The following is a 19,028-nucleotide window of genomic DNA, read 5'->3' on the forward strand; positions in this document are numbered from 1 at the left end:
GCCCGGCAGCGTAGCGCGAGTGCGCGGTTGTCCGGTGCGACCGCGACACGGTTCGAGACGGCGCTGGAGGCGTTCGAGCCGGAGTTCTTCAACAACCTGGTTTTGGCCCTGGACCATTTCTTCGCGAATCGCAGCCGCAGTCTGGAGAAGAAGGACGGCAACCCCGTCAACGAGGTCCGGGTGCCGGCCAGATCGTTGACGGCGCATGCCGGTCGGCTGGTCGGCGACACGCAGATCCGGCTGGATCCCGCGCGGTCCGTCCTGGGATATCGGCTCGGCGATGAGATCGCGCTGTGCGAAGCGCAGTTTCTGCGGCTCGCCAAGGCGTACTTCGCCGAGATCGAGGCCAGATACCGCTGATCCGGTGTGCGGTTTCGGGCCGGTTCGGGCCCCGGCCTATCCGGCCCGGGCCGCCGCCACCAGCGGTCGTACGTCCCATACCTGCACGTCGGCGACCCGTTGACCCGGACCGAGCAGCGCGGTCAGGGTGCCGGCCAGCTCCGCGCCGTGCGGGTGCCGGGGCAGTACGACCACGTCGGCGCGCCAGCGGGCCAGGTCCTCGCGGGCCTCGCGGCGCTGGTCGTCGGTGATCTCGGGGACCTTGCCCTCGGAGGCGACCCGACCGAGCAGCGCCGAGGTCGGGCTGTAGTCGGCGCCGTACACGCCCACCCGGTCGGGACCCCACGGGCCGACGAAGTAGCCCTCCGCGAGCGGGAAGCCCAGGTCGGCCACGCTCTGCCAGTGCAACGCGGACGCCTCGACCACGCTCGGCAGCGGCACCACGACCACCGACCCGTGGTCCACGTACGGGCGCCACCGTCCGTCGGCGAAGAAGGCCGGCACCGGGCGGCGGTCGACGACGTCCAGCGGGGTGGGCGCGATCGGCAGCAGGGCCATGGTCAGCACGCCGGCCCAGATCAGCCGTACCGGCAACTCGCGCTCGGTGACGGGTCGATCCCGGACCGAGGCCAGTACCCGGTCGGTGGCCATCGCCAGCAGGACCGCGATCGCGGGGACGCAGACCATCGCGTACCGGGATTCCAGGATCGATTCGAACAGCGGCAGCTTGTTCACCAGCTGCCACGGTCCCGGGATGCCGGTCTTCTCGTGGTCGACCACGATCCGCAGCCCGAGCGAGAGCAGTGCCGCGACCAGGGCGGTGATCGTCGCCGCTCGCGCGACCACCTCGCGGCGCAGCCAGACGACGAGGAATCCGGTGAGGATCATCAGCGGCCAGCCGAAGAACGCGTTCTCCTCGGTCGGGCCCTCGGACAGCGCCGCCGCGCCGCTCCGGTCGCCGGCGAGGGAATCGCTCGCGTACGCGGTGAACGCGGCCAGGTCGTTGCCGGACTCGTGTTCGAGCGAGGAGTAGTGCTGCGGCCCGAAGAACTGCACCCAGAGCGGATACGCCACCAGTGCGAACGACACGGCGGCGGCGATCAGCAGTCCCGTGCCCAGCGGTCGGGCCGCCGCCCGGGCCGCCTCGGGGCGGGCCAGTGCGTAGGCGAACCCGAACACCACCAGGCCGGTGGCGGCGAACACCAGGGGTTCCTCGCCGATGAAGATCTGGAACGCGATCAGCAGCCCGAGCACGATGCCGTTGCGCACCGGCCGTTCGTCGCGCCACAGCCGGATCACCGCGCCGATGATCGGCGGGATCACGAAGAGCACGACGAAGTTCGGATGTGCGTTGCCGTGCGCGACGATCGGCGGGGCGAACCCGCAGAACCCGCCGGCGATCACCGCCGCCGCGCGATGTCGCACGAGGTGGCGGATGAACAGGCGATACCAGGCGAACGCGCTTGCGGCCAGGCCGCCGGTGAGCACCAGGGCCCACGTGCTGGTCGGGCCGAACAGCAGGGTCACCGGGGTCAGCGGTACGCCTAGGCCGAGCATGGCCGTGTTGGCCATCATGTTGACGCCCAGCGGGTGGTTCTGCAGGTCCGAGATCAGCGGATCGCGCAGGTCGCGCACCGCGTCGGCGGTGGCGTCGAAGAACCACTCCCACATGTTCTGGTCCTGGCCGGCGGAGGCCAGGTAGGCGTGATCGAGATCGGCCCAGAGGTCGTGGTAGAGCCAGATGGCGAACAGGAGGAACCCGACGGCGACCCACCGGTCGCCGGCACGCACGCCGGGTATGCGGCCACCGCGTATGCCACCGGCGCGCGCGATGCGAGACGATATGCGGAGCCGGGTCGCGACGGCGGCCATGGATCGGGTCCTTCCGGGGAGATTGCCCGCCATGAGCGCCCAGCGGCGAGAGGTTCGCCGGCCATGCTACGAGGGCCGGGCGGCCGAGTGGGTACCGGGGTGGCCGGCCGGATAAATTCGCCGGCTCGGCGCCGGGGCGTCGGCCAGGATGGCGGGATGTCGATCTTTCTGGAGACGCCGCGGCTGGAGTTGCGGGCGTTCGTCGAGTCGGACCTGACGCATCTGGTCGAGCTGGACGGTGACCCGGAGGTCATGCGCTTCATCGACGGCGGGCGGCCGACGTCGGTCGAGGCCGTTCGGGAGCGGGTCCTGCCTCGGTTGCGGCACGTGTACCCGGTGTGGGGCCGGCCGGGTTTTTGGGCCGCGCGGGAGCGGGACGGCGGGCGGTTCGTGGGGTGGTTCGAGCTGCGTCCGCTCGCCGAGGACGGTGTCGACGTGGTCGAGCTGGGATATCGCCTGCGTCGTGACGCGTGGGGGCTGGGCTACGCGACCGAGGGTGCGGGGGCGCTGCTCGACCGAGGCTTCGCCGAGCCGGGACTGCACGAGGTGACCGCGAACACGATGTCCGTGAACCGGGCCTCGCGACGGGTGATGGAAAAGCTGGGCCTGACCCTGCGACGCACATACTTCGACACCTGGCCCGAGCCGATCGAGGGCTCCGAACACGGCGAGGTCGAATACACGATCACCCGCACCGAATGGCTCCACCGGACCCGACCCACCGCCTGACCCGGCGCAACACCGCCCCCGTCGCACTCGGCCCAGCCCGGATCCGCCGCCCCGAGAGCCCACCCACCCGACCACCGGCCCACCCATCCGGCTGCCCGCCCGCCGCCGGGTCGCCCGACCGAACCGACTGCCCGCCCGCTCGCCTACTCGCCGGCCCGCTTGCCTGGCTCCTCGCTTCCGTGCGGCGGCCTGCTCGGCTTGCCCGCCTGCTCGCCCCGACCGCCCGACCGACGGGCTGCCGGAGGGGTGGGTTGTTGTTACCCGTGCCGTTCGTTTGGTCGGGGGGCGTGGGAAGCTGCGTTGTGTGACTGTTCTTGCCGGGATGCCGCTGTTTGTTGGTCGTGAGTCCGAGATGGGGCGGCTCGTCGAGGCGCTTGGCGAGGCCGATGGCGGGGAGCCCCGGGTCGTGTTGCTCACCGGGGAGGCCGGGGTCGGGAAGACCCGGTTGTTGGACGAGTTTTTGGCCGGTGCCGCCGATCGCTCGCAGCCGACCGTGGTCGCGGTCGGGGCCTGTCTCGAACTGGGTGCCGAGGGGCTGCCGTTCGCGCCGTTCTCGGCCATCTTGCGGGCGTTGGCGACCACGCTCGGCGACGACTTCGACGCCGTGGTCGGCGACCGCCGCCGCGAGCTGGCCTGGATCTCGCCGACGCTCGCCGCCGAACCCGTGGTGGGCCCCGCCCCGGAGCGGGCCGGGCTGTACGAGTCCGCGCTGCGCCTGCTGGAGCGCGCCGGCGAGGACCGCACCCTCGTGATCGCCTTCGAGGACCTGCACTGGGCCGACTCGGCCACCCGCGAACTGCTCGCGTTCCTGGTCCGCTCGCTGCGCCGGGGACGGATCCTGCTGGTCGGCACGCTGCGCGCGGACGCGATGGACCGCAGCCACCCGATGCGCCGCCTGGTCGCCGAGCTGGAACGCATCCGCTCGGTGGCCCGGGTGGAGCTGGGCCGGCTCACCCTGCCGCAGGTGGAGAAGCACCTCACCGGCCTGCTCGGCGAGACCCCCTCGCGCGCCCTCACCCGGCAGGTGTTCGAACGCTCCGAGGGCAACGCGTTCTTCGTCGAGGAACTGGCCGCCGGCATCCGCGACGGGCGGCTCACCGACCTGTCCGACACGCTCCGCGACCTGCTCCTGATCCGCATCGAACAACTGCCCGAACAGGCTCGCCGCGTGGTTCGGCTGGCCGCCGTCGGCGGCATCGGCGTGGAGCACCGGCTGCTCGCCGAGGTGGCCGGTCTCGACCCGGACACCCTGGAGACGGCGCTGCGCGCGGCCGTGTCGGGGCACGTCCTGGTCTCCGACGCGGACGGCGAGGGCTACACCTTCCGGCACGCGCTCGTCGGCGAGGCGGCGCTCGGCGACCTGCTGCCCGGCGAGCGCACCCGGATGTACGCGGCGTTCGCCCGGGCCCACGACACCCTGGTGGAGCGCGGCGAACTGTCCCCGCACCGCGACCACGTGGAGCGCCGGGCCCGCTACTGGACCGCCGCCGGTCGCCCCGCCGAGGCGCTGCCCGCGAGCCTGACCGCGGCTGTCGCCGCCGCCGACCGGTACGCCTTCGGCGAGGCGCGGGAGCTGTACGAGCGGGCGATCGCGATGTGGGACATGGTCCCCGACCCGGAGGAGTCCACCGGCACCACGCTCGCACAGGTCCTGGACGGCGCCATCGTCGCGGCCCGCTACGACAACTCCGGCGATCGTGAACTCGCCCTGTTGCGCCACGCGTTGGACCTCGTCGACGAGGAGCGCGACCCGCTCCGGGCGGCGCTGCTGTGGACCCAGCGGGCGAAGTCGCTGAACCGGCTGGGCCGCGGCTCCGGCATGGTCGAACTGGAGCACGCCGAAAGCCTGTTGCAGGACCGACCCGACTCGATCGAGTACGCGGGCGTGGCCCTGCGCAGCGCCCGCGCCCACTTCCTGGAGGGGCACGTCCAGGAGGCCCTGCAGATCGCCCGGCAGGTCCTGGAGATCGCCCGCCGGCTCGACGACCAGGACATGATCGCCGGCACGCTCCAGGCGCTGTCCTGGTTCCTGACCGGGTCCGGCGAGCCGGACGAGACGCAGGCACTCGCGTACGGCATCGAGGCGGTCCGCGTCGCGGAGGCGGCGACGGGCGGCAAGCCGGACACGCTGATCTACGTGCTCGGCAACTGGGCCTCCGTCCTGGAGGGCGTCGGCCGGCACGAGGAGTCGGTCGCCGCGCTCCACCGCGCGCTCGACCTGTCCCGGGAACGTGGCGTGGTCCGCAACACCGGCGCGTTCCTCCTGGGCAACCTCGCGGAGAGCCTGTTCTCGCTCGGCCGCTGGGACGAGGTGGCCCGGACGGTGGACGACATCCGCGAGCACAACGCCGACGGCTGCGCCACCGGCCACGCCGAACGCATGCTGGCCATGACCCACCTGGTCCGCGGCGACATCGCCGAGGCGGCGGCCCCGCTGACCCACGCGCGCGAGAGCGCACGCGGCAGGCACCAGGAGGCGCAACACCGCATCCCGCAGTCCGGCGCCGCGATCGCGCTGGCCCGCGCGCAGGGCCGGCGCGCCGAGGTGGTCGAGATCCTGGACGCGGAACTGCGGGCCGGCTTCGGCGTCGGCAACCAGCGGTTCGCCTTCCCGCTGCTGATCGAGGCGGCCCGCGCGTACGGCGACGACGAGCCGACCGAGGCGATCCGCGCCGACCTCGCCCGGATCCGGGCGGCCGGCGCGGCGCTGGCCCAGGACTGCGCGCTGGACCGCACCCAGGCACGCACCCTGACCGCGTGCCTGGACCGCGTCGAGGGCACCGACACCGTGGACCGATGGCGCGAGGTGGTGGCGGGCTGGGAGGCGACCACGCAGCCCTATCCCACCGCGCAGGCACAGGCCGACCTCGGCGCCGCGCTTGTCGCCGCCGGCGAGCGGGCGGCCGCCGCCGAGGTGCTCGGCCGGGCCCACGAGACGGCGGTGCGCCTGGGGGCCGTGCCGCTGCGCGAACGTATCGAACTGCTCGCCCGACGGGCCCGACTCGAACCGTTCGGCCGCGCCGGCGCGAGCCCGGCCGCGGCCCGGTCGGCGCACCAGACGGGCGATCTGACGCCCCGTGAGCAAGAGGTGCTGGGCCTGCTCGTCGACGGGCGGAGCAACCGACAGATCGCCGAGACGTTGTTCATCAGCGTCAAGACGGCGAGCGTGCACGTGTCCAACATCCTGGCCAAGTTGGAGGTGGCCACCCGCGGCGAGGCCGCCGCGCTGGCCCACCGGATGCGGCTGCTGGACGACTGACCCGGCGCCGCCGAACCTCGACGAACCCGATACCGATCACACCGAGCGGGGTGTCCGGGGCCGGGTGCACGGGCTATACATGACCCGTCGATGGTTCGGGGGCAGTCGTCGGGGGGCGCTCATGGCAGGGCACGGGATCCGGGTCGCGGCGTGCGACGTGGAGCGAACGGTCGGCGGGCGGACCGTGCTTCGCGGCGTCTCGCTGGTCGCCGAGGCCGGTGAGGTGTCGGCGATCGCGGGCGGCAGCGGGTCCGGCAAGACCACGCTCCTGGACACCCTGGCCGGGATCCGGGCGCCGAGTGCGGGCGAGGTGCGGCACGACGGTGGGCGGCCCGACGCGCGCGGCCTGGGCTATGTCCCGCAGGACGACATCCTGCACCGCGCGCTGCCGTTGGCGCACAGCCTGCGCTACGCGGCGGCGCTGCGCGCACCGGCCGACGAGGGGCCGGCCGACGCCGTCGAGCGCACCCTGGCCGCGCTCGGGCTGACCGCGCGCGCGGGTCAGCGGGTGGGCACGCTCAGCGGCGGCGAGCGCAAGCGGGCCAGCATCGCGGTGGAGTTGCTGACCCGGCCCAGGGTGTTGTTCCTGGACGAGCCGACGTCCGGCCTGGATCCGGCCGCCGCGGCCGAACTGATGGACCTGCTGCACGAGTTGGCCCGCGCGGGCACCACCGTCGTGCTCACCACACACGCCCCGGCCGACCTGGCCCGCTGCGACCGGGTGGCGTTCCTGGCGCCCGACGGACGCCCCGCCTACGTCGGCGATCCCCGGGCGATGTGCGCGCACTTCGGCGTGGCGACCGAGGCCGACGTGTACGCCGCGGTGGCGTCCCGAGGGGCGAGCGTGGACGCGGGCCGTGAGCCGGAACTGCTGCTCGAACCCGAACTGGGCGCTTTGGAACGGGAGTTGGAGCAGACAGCCGGACCGGGAGGCAGGTCGGGCCCGATCGCCGGGTCGGTGCCCACACCCGATCACCCGGCCGAGCCACGTCCCGCCGCCCCGAAACCCCCGGCGGTCCGCAGGCCGGGCCCGGCTTGTGGCGCCGGAAAGGCCGATCACCCGCTGCGCCAATGGTCGATCCTGGCCCGCCGCGATTTCGAACTGATCACCCGCGACCGGCTGACCGCCGCGATGCTGATCGGCTCGCCGCTGGTGATCGTGGCCATGTTCGCGATGCTCTTTCGCCCCGGCGCCTTCGACCCGCTCGCGCCGAGCCCGTCCGGAGCGGCGATGATCCTGTTCTGGATCGCGTTCGGCGGCTTTTTCTTCGGGCTGACCTACGGGCTGTTGCAGATCTGCGTGGAACTGCCGATCGTGCGCCGCGAACGGCTGACCGTGCTGCGGATCGGGCCGTACCTCGCGGCCAAGTTCACCGTGCTGTTGCCGATCCTGGTACTGGCCGACGTACTGCTGCTCGCCGTGCTGCGCGGGATGAACCGGTTGCCCGCCGCGTCCTGGAGCGTGTACGGATCCCTCCTGGTGACGCTGCTGCTCGCCTCGGCCGCGGCGCTCGCGCTCGGGCTGCTCACCTCCGCCGCGGTGACCGAAGTGGGCCAGGCCACGCTGATGTTGCCGCTGCTGTGTTTTCCCCAGGTGCTCTTCTCCGGCGCGTTCGTCCCGGTGCCCCGGATGCCCGCGATCGGACACACCCTCAGCTACGCGATGACCAACCGGTGGGCGTTCGAGGCTTTGGGCAGCGACCTGGACCTGTCCGGCCGCTGGGCGCACAGCCGTTCCCCGCTCGGACCGCCGCTGCTCGCCTCGTACGGGGACAGCTTCGACCACTCGCCACTGCTCGGCTGGGCGGTACTCGCGGGCTGCGCCGCGCTGTTCGTCGCCGCGACCTGCGTCGTGCTGGCCCGCCGCTGCCCCCGGGCCGGGCGGTGAGCGGGCGCGGGCGTGGTCAACAGCGCAGGCGCGGGGCCAGTCCGTTCGGGTCGACCGGTCGGTCGCGGTAGGTGCGGTCCAGGAAGTCCAGGAAGGCGTCCACGTCGGCGCGGGTGGACGGCAGGCCGAGCGAGACCCGGACCGCGCCGCCCGAGGGCAGACCGAGTCGGGTCAGGTAGTCGTCGAGGGTGCCGCCGGACGCGGCGGTGCGCAACACCGCGCCGCGCAGCGTGCGTCGGCCGATCGCGAACGCCGCCTCGCCCGCGCCGGGATTGCAGAAGCAGCCGGTGCGCACGCAGATCCGGGCGGCGGCGGTGTCACGCGCCACGACCCGCTCGTCCACCACGTGCCCGGCGGCGTCCAGGACGTTGAGCGCCACCGTCGCACCCCGCTCGTCCGTCGTGCCCGGCCCGTACACCCGCACCAGCGGCTCGCCGCCGTGATGGTGCAACTCGGCCAATCCGGCCAGCAGATGCGCGGTCAACGCGGCGACGCGCTCGTGGATCGCCGTCATCCCCACCTCCTCGACCCAGGCCAGGCCCTGCGCCACGTCGGGAACGGCCAGGAAGTTGAGCGTGCCGTCCTCGTACGCGGACTCGTCGTCGGCCATGCGATGCCAGCCGCCCTGCGCGCTGACCGCCTCGATCGTGCCGCCGGCGAACCACGGCCGACGCAGCCGGGCCAGCGCGTCCCGACGCGCGATCAGCGCGCCCACGCCGGTCGGGTAGCCGAACACCTTGTACCAGCTGACGGCGACGAACTCCGGTTGTACGACGGCCAGATCGAGCACGTTGGTGGGGGCGTAGGCGGCCGCGTCGAGCAGTACGTCCCAGCCGTGCTCGTGGGCGACGTCGATCCACTCCAGGGGGTGGCGTACGCCGGTGAAGTTGCTCTGCGCGGGGAACGCGAACAGACCCCGGCGGCGGGCCAGTGTGGCGCGTAATCGTTCCCCGTCCAGGCGCAGTTCGGGACCGGCCAGGCCGATGTACTCGGTGCGCGCGCCGCGGGCGCGGGCGTACTCGCGGATCCCGTTCACCGAGTTGTGGTTGTCGATCGGCAGGACGAACCGGGTGCCGCGCCGGAACGGGTAGGCCTCGCCGACCAGTCGGCAGGCGCCGGTGGCGTTCGCGGTGAACACCGCCGCGTAGCGGTCCGGATCGGCGTTGAAGTGCGCCAGGATCGCCCGGCGGGTGTGCTCGACCAGGTCCGTGGAGGCGACCGACGCCGGGTGTTCGGAGTGTGGATTGCCGTAGGTACGGCCCGCCATGCGTGCGGCGTGCGCCCGCCACTGGCGGCGTGCGGCCAGGCCGGCGCCGGTGTGGTCGAGGTAGACCAGGCCCTGGTCGTCGAGGTAGCCGTATTCCGTGCGGCGGATCGCCTCGAAGTCCGGCGGTCCGGCCGGCTCGGCGATTCCCACGGTCCCCACCTCCCCCGAATGTCCGAGTCTCGCGCCCTCGCTAAGCGCACGTCAACGGATGCGACCGCGTGTTCCGGATGCCCGTTCTCACCCCTGATGGCGGTTCCGCGCCAACCATCCTCTAGGGTGAGGCAAGGTAAGCCTTACCTGAACACAGGTGGGTCGATCGCCGCCATACCACGGCGTTCGGCCCGCGTCCCCCACGCGCCAAGGAACCAGCACCCATGCCGATACCCCGCCGCCGAATCGCCGCCGTCGCCGTGACCCTGTCCGCCGCCCTGCTCACCGGGGCCTGCGGCAGCTCGGACTCGTCCGACGGGAACAAGGGCGGCAAGCCCGCCGTCGCCGCCGGCGGCAAGGAGTTCGGCAACGCCGGTCAGGTCACCACGGGCCTGGGCACCGACGCGGCGCCGGGGCAGTACCCGCGCACCATCCGTACCGCGATGGGCGACGTGGTCCTGAAGGAGCGGCCGAAGCGGGTCGTCGTGCTGGACACCGGCGAGTTGGACAACGTCGCCGCGCTCGGTGTGCAGCCGGTCGGCGTCGCGTTCACCGACGGCTCCCAGGAACTGCCCGCCTACCTGGAGGGCAAGGCCGGCAAGCCGGCCAAGGTCGGCACGATCAACAGCCTCAACCTCGAGGCGATCGAGAACCTGAAGCCCGACCTGATCCTGGGCAGCAAGCTGCGCGCCGAACAGCAGTACGCCACGCTGGCCAAGATCGCACCGACCGTGTTCTCCGTGCGCCCCGGCTACACCTGGAAGGAGAACTTCCTGCTCAACGCCGCGGCGCTGGACAAGACCGCCGAGGCGAAGCAGCAGCTGGACGCCTACCAGGCCCGGGCCAAGGCGCTCGGCGAGAAGCTCGGTCCGAACAAGCCGACCATCTCGATGGTGCGGTTCATGCCGGGCAAGATCCGCCTGTACGCGAACAAGTCGCTGATCGGCACGGTGCTCCAGGACGTCGGCCTGCCGCGCCCGGCCAACCAGAACATCGACGACCTGGCCGTGGAGCTGTCCGAGGAGCGGATCACCGAGGCGGACGCCGACCGGATCTTCGTCGGCACCTACGGCCCGGCGGACAAGACCGCGCAGGGCAGGGTCACCGACAACCCGCTGTGGAAGAAGCTCGGCGCGGTGGAGAAGGGCAAGGCCGTCACCGTCCCCGACGAGACCTGGTACCTCGGCCTCGGCGTGGTCGCGGCGAACTCGATCCTGGGCGACCTGGAGAAGAACCTGGCCGGCTGAGGCCGCTCCCACCGCGCCGGCGGGACCGGCCCGTGTCAGGCCGGTCCCAGCGGTTCGCGGGCCGCGTATGTCAGCAGGCCGGCGATGCCGGCGGCCGGGCCGTGTGCGCGGCGCCAGTGTTCGTCCTGTTCGGTCAGTGCCGCGAACAGGCGTTGCCACGAGCGGTCCTCGGTGCCCAGCAGGTCGACGGCCAGTACGGCGACCTCCACGTATGCCGCGTCGACCGCCGCGCGCACCGGACCGGCCAGGTCGACCCGGGCCCGGGCGTCGGCGAGGTAGCGCAGCGCCCGTTCCGCGTGGCCGACCTCGTGCACCAGGTCACGGCCGGTCAACAGGCCCGCCTCGACCAGGCGTTCCACCTCCGCGTGCCACTCGGCGGTGCCGCCGTCGGGCACCACCAGGGCGGTGACGGCGCGGGCGGCGCGCGGACCGCGCCGGGCCGCGGCGAACGCCTCCGCCGGGTGCAGGTCGGCCAGCATCGACAGCACGATCTCGTCGGGCGCGTCCGGCCGGGTCGCGAGCGCGTGCCGCACGCCCGCCGGCCACGGCTCGCGCGCGTGCTCCCGCGCCAGCAGCACCCAGTCGCGCCGGTACGGCCGATCCAGGACCCGCTCCGCGTCCGGCAGCCGCCGGCACCCGCGCAGCCGGGCCACCAGCCGGGCCGGCGACGACTCCCGCTCGACTCGCTCGCTCAGCACCGCCGACCCGGCGTCGAGCGCGGCGCGCGCCGGCGGGGACACGTCGAGCCCGGCCCGCCCTCCGGCGTCGAGCGCCCGATCGTGCGCCTCCAGGGCCTTGCCGGCGATCCTGGCCGCGCCGCTGCCCAGGAGGCCACGATCGATCACCGCGCGTAGCCGGTGCGCGCCGCCGAAGCGCAACACGTTCCGGGCCGCGAGCAGTTGGTCGAGCAGGGACAACTTCCCGGACATCGCGGCCAGCGCCGATTCGACCACGTCCGCGTCGGCCGCCTCGACGGTGACCCGCAGCGCGTCCACCCAATACGCCGAGAACACGCCGGGTTCGAGCAGCCGGGCCCGCAGCGCGGCGGACAGCGGCCGGGGGTCGTCCGCCGCGCGGGCCAGGATCCGCCGCCGCTCGGCCACGTCGCCGCGCCGCTTCACATCGCCGTACAGCCGGTCGTCCAGCGCCGGATCGCGCCGGGCCAGCAGGCGTTCGCGCACGTGTCGGGTGTGCGGCGGGCGGGCGTCGCCCTCGGCCAGGATCAGCGCGGGCTCGACGTCGGTCAGGCCGAGCACGTACTCGACCAGGTCGGCGCTGACATGCCGAGCCCGCTCGGCGTCGCGGGCCAGGATGCTCGGCGCGCCGGGCGCAAGCAACGGCAGGACGGCGCGCAGCACCCGCACGCCGGCGTAGACGAGCAGCGCCGACCCGGCGTCGGAGAGCACCGGGGGCGGCCCGTCCTCCGGCGGCTCCGGCGCGCCGGCGTTGACCCGCTCGAGGAGCTTGGGCAGCGGCAGTTCGCCGCCGTCGCTGTCCATCACCGCCAGTGCGGCGAGCCAGCGGCGCGGGTCGTGGCCGAGGTGTTCGGCGAGCAGCGCGCGCACCGCCCGGGTCAGCGGTTCCCGGGCGAGCTGGGAGAACTCGCCCGGCCGCGCGGTGCTCAACGCGCGGGCGGGGGTGGCGGCGATCAACTCGGCGGGGCCGACCAGCCCGGCGCGGTAGCGCACCGAGGCCGAGGCGCCGGCGCGGAAGCCGACCGGATCGCGCCCGGCCAACCGCTCGCGCGGCAGGTCCACGGGAGCCGCCGCGCAGGCCGCGCGCAGCCAGTCCGGATGGGCCAGCCCTGGTACATCCGCCTCCGGGGTCTCCGCGAAGACCGTGAGCACGGCCGGATCGGTGGGGATCGGTGCGCCCGGCACCATCGAGCGCAGCAGATGCGCGGCGGCCAGCGCACAACTGCGGTCCGGGGCGCCGCGTCGCCCGCACCGGGTCGGCAACATCGGCCCGACCCGCTCGGGGGTGCGCGACGTCGGCGTGGACGCGGCCGGTTCGCGGGCCGATTCGGCGATCTCGGCGTCGGCGGCGGCGCGTTGCCCGGGACCGGGCGGCGGTCCGGCGGCCTGTGCGGCGACATCGATCAGCTCGCCGACGGTGCCGGCGAACGAGTCGAGCAGGCCCAGCGCGATCACGGTCGCCTCGACGTGCCCGGCGAGCCGGGTCCGCACCAGCGCGCCGATCCGGGCCCGGACCGGTGCGGCGACGGTGTCCCGGGTCAGCTTGGGCAGCGCGCGCAACACCTCGCCGGCCGGGCGGGCGGTGTCCACCAGGCGGATCGGATCCAGGAGTTCGTGCTCGACGCAGGCGTTCACCCAGCCGGCGTCGGTGCGGTGGAAGGCGACCTCACGCAGCCGGTCGATCGGCTCACGGTTCAGGTCCTGGGCGGTGGTCCCGCCGGCCCGGTTGACCACCGCGAGGCGCAGCAGGCGGGCCGGTTCGCCGACGGCGTCCTCGTGGCGCAGGAGTTCGTCGATCGATTCGGGCGCGTAGGGTGTTTCCCGATGCCGGGCGACCAGGCGCGGCAGGTCGTACGTGTACGGCTCGTGCACCAGCGTGGCCAGGAGCCGGCGGGTGGCGTTGCGCCCGCGCGCGCCGGCCAGCACGTTCGGCAGGGCGTCGGGGTCCTCGTACGGGATGCGCACCGCGCCCAACCGGCCCGGCCCGTCCGCGGATTCGAGGTGGTCCGGGAGGGCGTCGGCCCGGTGCGGCCCGAGTCCGCCGATCAGTTCCACCAGGCGCCGCGCCGCGTCGGGGCCGCCGCGTTGCCACACCTTCAGGAACGCGAACGCCCGCGCGTCGGCGGAGGGCAACGCGTACAGCGCGGCGTGCACCAGCTCCGGGTCGCCGCTGACCACCAGCGGGGTGAGTCGGCGCCGGTCCGCGCAGTCGAGCAGTTCGGCGCGCAACGCCGGGTCCAGTGGCACCGGTTCGGTCCGACCCGCGGTGCGCGGCGTGCCCGAGGCGATGCGGCGGCGCAGGGTGAGCGGGCAGTGGTGGTTGCGGTACACCGCGGCGTTCACGCGGGGTTCGTCCAGCCCGACGAGTCGGCCCAGCCGGCGCGGATCCAGGCCCGAGTTGGCCGCCGACGCCGCGCAGACTCTCGGGTCGCGGCCGGCGAGGGCGGCCTCGAAGACGTGCTCGGGGAGCGGGCCGCGGCCGAGCAGGTCGCGCAGCAACTCGTCGGGCAGGTGCGGCAGCAGGGCGCGTAGATCCTCGGCCGGGGCGGCGTGGAGCAGGAAGCGGTAGGACCGGGACAGCGCCGGAGGAGGGGCGTTTCCGGAGCCGGGCACGGTGCCGTCGGCGATGCCCGTCAGCAGGTCGGCCAGGGTGCCCCGGTAGCGGGACAGCGCGCCGCGCAGGGCGGCCCAGCGGTCGGCCGAGCAACCCAGGTGACGGTGGATCAGCTCGGCGAGCGGGCGGCCGGGCGGGAGTTCGGCGAGCATGGCCACCCCGACGCGGGCGGGGGCCACGCGGCTCGGTATGAGCGCGGCGTGTCGTTCGTCGGCCAGTCCGGACGCGGCGGCAGCGGCGGCGATCCGAGTCGCCTCGACATGGCCCGGCAGGTGCGCCGCGGCCTCCAGGAGGGCGACCGAGGGGCGGGCGACCTGCGCCACCGCGGCCGGGTGGGCCCGATACAACTCGGCGAGCAGCACCTCGGGACAGTCCGGCCGGGCGGCCAGCGCGACGGCGGCCGACTCGGGCAGCGGCTCGGTGCGGTGCGCGGCCGGCAGCCGGGTCCAGTCGACGTGCCGGCGCCAGGTCGGCTCCGGCTCGCCGGCCCGCAGCCCCGCGATCAGCCCGGCCGAGCCCTCCGCGGCGAGCACCGCGGCCCGCAGCTGCCCGTCGTCCCCGGACGCGAGCGCGGCGGCGGCGAGGTCGGCGACACCGGGCCCGGGTGCGCTGCCGGGCTCGGGCGGCACGCCGGGCCGAAACCGCACCTGGCCGAGCAGCGCGCCCAGCCGCTCCGGCTCGGCGAACATGCCGAGCAGACCGCGCAGTTGCTCGGCGCGGGTCAGCCGCGCGCCCTGGGTGCGCAGTGCGTGCTCGATCAGCGCGGGGATGCCGGAGACCACCGCCGCGCCGACGAAGTGCGGATGGTCCGGCGGGTCTTCGGCACAGGCGCGGATCTCCTCCCACAACACCGCGAGGGCACTCGCATCCGGGTGCCGGCCCGGGGCGAGGATCTCCCGGCGCATCCACGGCAGCGCGGTGGCGTGCCGGTAGACCAGGCGATCGACGACCGGGTCGGGCCGTTCCAGGAGCGCGGCCAGATCGGCCGGGGTGGCCCGGGGGTTGCGCGCCACCGCGCGGCGCACCGGCACGTCCGGATCGCGCACCGCCCGACGACGTGCGGTGATCGGCAGCGCCGCATCGGCCAACCAGGCCGGCTCGCGCACGCCGAGTCGATGCCGCAGCCGGCCCGCGTCGCCCGGCTCGCCGCTCGCCACCGCGAGTCCGAGCAGCACCTCCGCGGCCGGGTCGGGTCGCCGCGCGGCTCCCTGCGTCACTGTTCGCCTCCCCTTGGCTGTCGGACCCACCGGCCGTCCGCCGTGTTCCCGCCCGGGTTCCGGGCGGCATCGCGAGGACCACCCCACCACAGCTCACCGACGATCGGCCGTCGAGCACGGACCGGTCAGGGGCCGACAGGGGTGCCGGACAGGGGCGCGGGCCGAGGTCGGCGGCGATCGCCCGGGGCGGTCGACGGGATCGCCGACGAGCGCCCGCGCATCGCGACCGCACCGGCCCCGATCCGCGCGAACCGGCCCGGGCTGGTACCCAATACACGCCTGAAGTGCCGGTTCAGATGCGACTGATCATAAAATCCCGCGGCGGTGGCGACGGTGTGCGCCGGCATGCCGTCGAGCAGGAGCGTGCGGGCCAGGTCGACGCGACGGCCGGTCAGATACTGGTGCGGGCCGATTCCGAACTCCCGGCCGAAGGCCCGGATCAGATGGGTGGGATGCGCGTACAGCACCTCGGCCGCCTCGCGCAGCGTGACACCTTCGACGTAACGCTCGTCCAGCAGGTCTCGCAACCGGCGGGCCAGGCCCGGATCGCGCACCTCCGGCGGTGCGCCGACCCGGCCCCGCAGGTGGGTGCGCAGCCGCTCGGCGATGAACGCGAGCCTGCTCTCGGTCTCCAACTCCTCGCCGGCACGGGCCAGCGACAGGTGCAGCCGGTCCAGCCGGAGGCGCAATTCCGGATCGTCGAACACCGGTCGGTCCACGGCCGGGCCGATCAGGGAGTGGGGCAGGTGCGAGGAGTCCAGATACAACACCCGCTTGTGGAACCCGGTCGCGGTGGCCGCGGCGCCGTTGTGCGGCACATGTGGCGGCAGCAGGCTCACAGTCTGTCGCAACACACCGTGTTCGTGCCGGTCCAGGTCGTAGCGGATCATGCCGTCGTCGACGATCAGCAACGTCCACGCGGCGTGTGTGTGCATCGGGTAGGCGTGGTCGGTCATGTGTGCGTGCAGCACCTCGGTGACGCCGGCCACCGGTGGCCGCCACGCCACGAGTTCCGCACCGGCAACCATGTCAGGATCGTACAAGACGGGCCGATGCGGGCCCCGGAAGACTTCCGGGCATGGAATCCGAGCACGCCGAGAACGCGCCCATCCGTTTCGACACCAAGATCGCCGTCCTGCTGCGCGAGGACCTGGCCGCCTGGCAACGACTGAACGTGACGGCGTTCCTGGTCAGTGGCCTGGGCACCCGGGTACCGGAGGTGATCGGCGAGCCGTACACGGACGCCGACGACACCGCGTACCTGCCGATGTTCCGCCAGCCGGTACTGATCTTCGAGGCCGGGAAGGAACTGCTGACCACGGCGCACACCCGCGCCCTCGGCCGGGACCTGTCGGTGGCGGTGTTCACCTCGGACCTGTTCGCCACCGGCAACGACCGGGACAACCGCGCGGCGGTGCGGGCGGTGCCGCGTGCGGATCTGGACCTGGTCGGCATCGCCGTGTACGGGCCGCGCAACGCGGTGGACAAGGTCTGCAAGGGCGCGGCGATGCACCCGTAGGGCGTGTCCGCGTGAAACACGCAGGGCCCGGACCACGTGAGGTGGTCCGGGCCCTGCGTCATGGTGCGTGGGTTCACTTCCCGGCGATGGCCTCGCGCCACACGGGGCTGTCGACGTAGTGGTTGTCGAACCGCTCGGACGTCGCGCGCAGTTCGGCGAAGTCGGCCTCGCCGCGGTGCACCCGCTCCAGCAGGCGGTAGTAGTCGAAGCGGTCCATGCCGGGCGTGAAGACCACCAGCATCTTGGCCTCGGTGTCCGGGGCAGGGGCGAAGGCGTGCGTGGTGTTCGGCGGCACGAGGAGGAAGTCGCCCGTCTCCAGGGTCACGATCTCCTCGCCGAGCAGGATGCGCATGGTGCCCTCGGTGACGTGGAACATCTCGCTCGCCCGGGTGTGGAAGTGCGCCGGCGCGCCCGGCGAGCCCTTGCGGAACGTGGCCAGGTTCGCGGTCAGCCCGGGGGTGTCGGCCAGCAGCGTGATCAGGCTGGTCGGACCGTCCTGGATGATCTCGGCGTCCCGGGTACGGACCAGGACGGGGACCTCGCCGGTGGTGGCGGCGGTGTTCGAGGTGTTCGCGGACATGGTGGCTCCTTGCGTACGGACGTGCGGGAAAGCGGTGAACCGGTCGACCGGTGCCGATCGAGGTGATGCGTACGGACGGTGGGGGCGCCTCGCTGCTTCCTCGGCGCCCGGCCCCGCCGTTCGTTGACACCAATCTACGGCCGCTTTCGACCCCCGCAATGGTGCATTTCGAGGACGAAATGATGGGTCAATTTTCCGCCCTCGGTCAACCCCGCCCAAACAAGGGAGGGGTTTCGCCGCCCCGTGACGGCGAAACCCCTCCCGCGCCCCCGAAGGAGTCCCGGACGCCTACTCGGCGTCGATCTTGTCCCGCAGCGCGACCAGCAGATCGCGGAGCAGGCCGATGGTCGTCTCGTCGGTGAGGTTGCCCGCCTCGTCGAAGCGCTCGTGCGACCGGAACGCGATCACCTCGGGCTTGACCACCACGTCGGTGTGCGTCCAGACGAATACCTGACGCAGCGCCAGCTGGGCCCGTACGGAGCCGAAGTTGGTGGGTGCGGCGCCCATGATCGCGGTCGGCTTGTGCAGCAGCGGCAGCCCCTCCGTGCCGCTCCAGTCGGTGCTCGCCCAGTCGATCGCGTTCTTCAGGACGCCCGGGATCGAGTAGTTGAACTCGGGCGTGGCGATCAGCAGCCCGTCCGCCTCGGTGATCCGCCGGCGCAGGTCCGCGGCCGCGGCGGGCCGATTGTCCGGCGTGTCCTGGTCCATGTCGTACGGGGGAATGTCGCGCAGGCCCTCGTAGATCTCGATGTCCACGCCACCCGGGGCGAACTTGCGTGCGGCGTGCAGCAGTCGGGTGTTGTGCGACTCGGCGCGCAGGCTGCCGGAGACGGCCAGGATCTTGACGTCGCGCACGCGATGGCTCCTTCGGGTGGATGTGGCCGGGTTCGGCGACCGAGTCGGTCGACGGTGCGCGCGTTCTCGGGCGCCGAACCAACGTATGGCCCGTTCGATGTCGGTATGACCGGCCCGACATGCCAATTGGGGGACCGATTGCGACACGCGTACGAGCCCGCGCGGGTGACCCCGCCCGCCCCGGCCGCGCTGTGACGCAGGACACGTGCATCCGGCCCCTCCTCCGGATGCGTATGGATCAGGGACGGACGCGACAGGAGGGGAGGTCGGGATGGGACGGCAGGGCCGCGACGGGTTCACCGAGTACGCCGAGTCCTCGGCGCAACGCCTGTGCCGGACGGCGTATCTGCTGTGCGGCGACTGGCATCTCGCCGAGGACCTGACCCAGATCGCCCTGGAGAAGCTGTACGTGGCCTGGCGCCGCATCGAGCACACCGACCAGCCGCACGCGTACGCGAAGCGGGTGCTCCTGAACGCCTACCTCGACCGCAGGCGCCGACGCAGTTCCACCGAGCTGCCCGGCATCGACACGGCGGGCCTGGAGCGCCGCCCCGACGCGGCGGCCGACGCCGATCTCCCGGACGTACGGCTGACCCTGATCGACGCGCTGATGCGGTTGGCGCCGAGGGACCGGGCGGTGGTGGTGCTGCGGTATTGGGAGGACCACAGCGTGGAGGCGGTCGCCGAGATGCTCGGCATGTCCACCTCCGCGGTCAAGAGCGCCGGCCCCCGCGCACTGGCCCGGTTGCGCGGAACGCTCGAGGTCAACCCCCTGATCGGCTGAGCGAGGAGAGCAG

General features: G+C 73.3%; 13 protein-coding genes. 7 read left to right on the top strand and 6 right to left on the bottom strand.

All coding sequences use genetic code 11. From position 1 onward, the window contains the following. Positions 1 to 27: 27 nt before the first annotated feature. Positions 28 to 360 carry a hypothetical protein gene (locus ACH4XV_RS34205; RefSeq protein ID WP_395796214.1) on the top strand — a complete coding sequence of 111 codons (333 nt, stop codon included), beginning with the start codon at positions 28 to 30 and terminating at the stop codon, positions 358 to 360. 36 nt (positions 361 to 396) lie between these two features. On the opposite strand, the gene ACH4XV_RS34210 is transcribed toward ACH4XV_RS34205, so the two are convergent. Further along, entirely contained in the window at positions 397 to 2,130 is a 1,734-nt protein-coding gene (locus ACH4XV_RS34210; RefSeq protein ID WP_395796215.1) for a glycosyl transferase, read from the bottom strand. A gap of 237 nt (positions 2,131 to 2,367) precedes the next feature. On the opposite strand from ACH4XV_RS34210, the gene ACH4XV_RS34215 reads away from it, so the two are divergent. The 3 genes from ACH4XV_RS34215 to ACH4XV_RS34225 all read left to right on the top strand — a co-directional run bounded on the left by ACH4XV_RS34215 (position 2,368) and on the right by ACH4XV_RS34225 (position 8,087). After that, positions 2,368 to 2,940 carry a GNAT family N-acetyltransferase gene (locus tag ACH4XV_RS34215; RefSeq protein WP_395796216.1) on the top strand — a complete coding sequence of 191 codons (573 nt, stop codon included), beginning with the start codon at positions 2,368 to 2,370 and terminating at the stop codon, positions 2,938 to 2,940. A 322-nt stretch (positions 2,941 to 3,262) separates the two neighbouring features. Continuing rightward, a complete protein-coding gene (locus ACH4XV_RS34220; protein ID WP_395796289.1) occupies positions 3,263 to 6,199 on the top strand; it encodes an AAA family ATPase in 2,937 nt (978 codons plus the stop codon). 121 nt (positions 6,200 to 6,320) lie between these two features. Then, entirely contained in the window at positions 6,321 to 8,087 is a 1,767-nt protein-coding gene (locus tag ACH4XV_RS34225; RefSeq protein WP_395796217.1) for an ATP-binding cassette domain-containing protein, read from the top strand. Between the two features lie 16 nt (positions 8,088 to 8,103). On the opposite strand, the gene ACH4XV_RS34230 is transcribed toward ACH4XV_RS34225, so the two are convergent. Beyond that, entirely contained in the window at positions 8,104 to 9,504 is a 1,401-nt protein-coding gene (locus ACH4XV_RS34230) for an aminotransferase class V-fold PLP-dependent enzyme (RefSeq protein WP_395796218.1), read from the bottom strand. A gap of 224 nt (positions 9,505 to 9,728) precedes the next feature. Here ACH4XV_RS34230 and ACH4XV_RS34235 point away from each other — a divergent pair, with 224 nt between their 5' ends. Further along, the gene (locus ACH4XV_RS34235) at positions 9,729 to 10,751 is read left to right on the top strand and encodes an ABC transporter substrate-binding protein (RefSeq protein ID WP_395796219.1); all 1,023 of its coding nucleotides are present in this window, start codon (positions 9,729 to 9,731) and stop codon (positions 10,749 to 10,751) included. 35 nt (positions 10,752 to 10,786) lie between these two features. Here the strand turns inward: ACH4XV_RS34235 and ACH4XV_RS34240 are convergent, their stop codons facing one another. Together ACH4XV_RS34240 and ACH4XV_RS34245 are read right to left on the bottom strand one after the other, a co-directional pair. Continuing rightward, on the bottom strand, positions 10,787 to 15,277 hold the full coding sequence (locus ACH4XV_RS34240) for a hypothetical protein (protein ID WP_395796220.1): 4,491 nt from the start codon (positions 15,275 to 15,277) through the stop codon (positions 10,787 to 10,789). A gap of 125 nt (positions 15,278 to 15,402) precedes the next feature. Beyond that, positions 15,403 to 16,305 carry an AraC family transcriptional regulator gene (locus ACH4XV_RS34245; RefSeq protein WP_395796221.1) on the bottom strand — a complete coding sequence of 301 codons (903 nt, stop codon included), beginning with the start codon at positions 16,303 to 16,305 and terminating at the stop codon, positions 15,403 to 15,405. 50 nt (positions 16,306 to 16,355) lie between these two features. Between ACH4XV_RS34245 and ACH4XV_RS34250 the strand changes: the two genes are divergently transcribed. Next, positions 16,356 to 16,796, top strand: a complete 441-nt coding sequence (locus tag ACH4XV_RS34250; protein ID WP_395796222.1) for a DUF2000 family protein — start codon at positions 16,356 to 16,358, stop codon at positions 16,794 to 16,796. Between the two features lie 73 nt (positions 16,797 to 16,869). Here the strand turns inward: ACH4XV_RS34250 and ACH4XV_RS34255 are convergent, their stop codons facing one another. After that, the gene (locus ACH4XV_RS34255) at positions 16,870 to 17,376 is read right to left on the bottom strand and encodes a cupin domain-containing protein (protein ID WP_395796223.1); all 507 of its coding nucleotides are present in this window, start codon (positions 17,374 to 17,376) and stop codon (positions 16,870 to 16,872) included. A 288-nt stretch (positions 17,377 to 17,664) separates the two neighbouring features. After that, positions 17,665 to 18,231, bottom strand: a complete 567-nt coding sequence (locus ACH4XV_RS34260) for an NADPH-dependent FMN reductase (protein ID WP_395796224.1) — start codon at positions 18,229 to 18,231, stop codon at positions 17,665 to 17,667. A 271-nt stretch (positions 18,232 to 18,502) separates the two neighbouring features. On the opposite strand from ACH4XV_RS34260, the gene ACH4XV_RS34265 reads away from it, so the two are divergent. After that, positions 18,503 to 19,015, top strand: a complete 513-nt coding sequence (locus ACH4XV_RS34265) for a SigE family RNA polymerase sigma factor (RefSeq protein ID WP_395796225.1) — start codon at positions 18,503 to 18,505, stop codon at positions 19,013 to 19,015. Positions 19,016 to 19,028: the final 13 nt, after the last annotated feature.

This window comes from Embleya sp. NPDC020630 (assembly GCF_044334985.1).
In the GTDB taxonomy this organism is placed as follows: Bacteria; Actinomycetota; Actinomycetes; order Streptomycetales; family Streptomycetaceae; genus Embleya.